This is a genomic window from Rathayibacter sp. AY1A3 (assembly GCF_002930975.1).
GTDB lineage: Bacteria > Actinomycetota > Actinomycetes > Actinomycetales > Microbacteriaceae > Rathayibacter.
The window spans coordinates 1-1,507 of the sequence record NZ_PSTO01000066.1 but is presented as its reverse complement, the minus strand read 5'-3'; the positions used below and the strand labels follow the sequence as shown (position 1 = coordinate 1,507).

Here is a 1,507-nt window from a genome sequence, read left to right as displayed (position 1 = left end):
CGATGGCCGCAGAGACCAGTGGGAAGCGACTGTTTACTAAAAACACAGGTCCGTGCTAAGTCGCAAGACGATGTATACGGACTGACGCCTGCCCGGTGCTGGAAGGTTAAGAGGAACGGTTAGCCGCAAGGCGAAGCTGAGAATTTAAGCCCCAGTAAACGGCGGTGGTAACTATAACCATCCTAAGGTAGCGAAATTCCTTGTCGGGTAAGTTCCGACCTGCACGAATGGCGTAACGACTTCCCAGCTGTCTCAACCGCGAACTCGGCGAAATTGCATTACGAGTAAAGATGCTCGTTACGCGCAGCAGGACGGAAAGACCCCGTGACCTTTACTATAGTTTGGTATTGGTGTTCGGTGTGGCTTGTGTAGGATAGGTGGGAGACGTTGAAGCGGGCACGCTAGTGTTCGTGGAGTCATTGTTGAAATACCACTCTGGTCACTCTGGATATCTAACTTCGGACCCTAATCGGGTTCAGGGACAGTGCCTGATGGGTAGTTTAACTGGGGCGGTTGCCTCCCAAAGAGTAACGGAGGCGCCCAAAGGTTCCCTCAACCTGGTTGGCAATCAGGTGGCGAGTGTAAGTGCACAAGGGAGCTTGACTGTGAGACTGACAAGTCGAGCAGGGACGAAAGTCGGGACTAGTGATCCGGCAGTGGCTTGTGGAAGCGCTGTCGCTCAACGGATAAAAGGTACCTCGGGGATAACAGGCTGATCTTGCCCAAGAGTCCATATCGACGGCATGGTTTGGCACCTCGATGTCGGCTCGTCGCATCCTGGGGCTGGAGTAGGTCCCAAGGGTTGGGCTGTTCGCCCATTAAAGCGGTACGCGAGCTGGGTTTAGAACGTCGTGAGACAGTTCGGTCCCTATCCGCTGCGCGCGCAGGAAATTTGAGAAGATCTATCCCTAGTACGAGAGGACCGGGATGGACGAACCTCTGGTGTGTCAGTTGTTCCGCCAGGAGCACCGCTGATTAGCTACGTTCGGAACGGATAACCGCTGAAAGCATCTAAGCGGGAAGCCGGCTTCGAGATGAGATTTCCATCCCTTCGGGGGAGAGGCTCCCAGCCAGACGACTGGGTTGATAGGCCGGATGTGGAAGACAGGACTAAAGACTGTCGGAGCTGACCGGTACTAATAAGCCGATAACTTGATAATCACTACACTCATACCGTTGTAAAGGCTGGTAGGAGTGGTCAGAGATTGCTTGCGTCCACTTTGTGGTTCCCAGAAGACGGGCACCCCGCATCCTCCTTCGGGAGGAGCGGAACAATTGAATACACGCACGGCGTGTAACCCAGATTTGACCATGTGCCCTCGGGTGCGTGTGTCGCCAGGGTTACGGCGGCCATAGCGAGAGGGAAACGCCCGGTCACATTCCGAACCCGGAAGCTAAGACTCTCAGCGCCGATGGTACTGCAGGGGGGACCCTGTGGGAGAGTAGGACACCGCCGGACACCATTCACGATGGCCACCCAGAAATGGGTGGCCATCGCTGTTTAACC

General features: G+C 55.2%; 2 rRNA genes (1 of these 2 cut by a window edge). Both read left to right on the top strand.

Annotated features, from left to right (window positions below):
• A 23S ribosomal RNA gene (locus C5C10_RS17130) occupies positions 1-1,160 on the top strand; it begins 1,706 nt to the left of the window's first position.
• Positions 1,161-1,342: 182 nt separating this feature from the next.
• Positions 1,343-1,459, top strand: a 5S ribosomal RNA gene (gene rrf, locus C5C10_RS17125).
• Positions 1,460-1,507 lie beyond the last annotated feature (48 nt).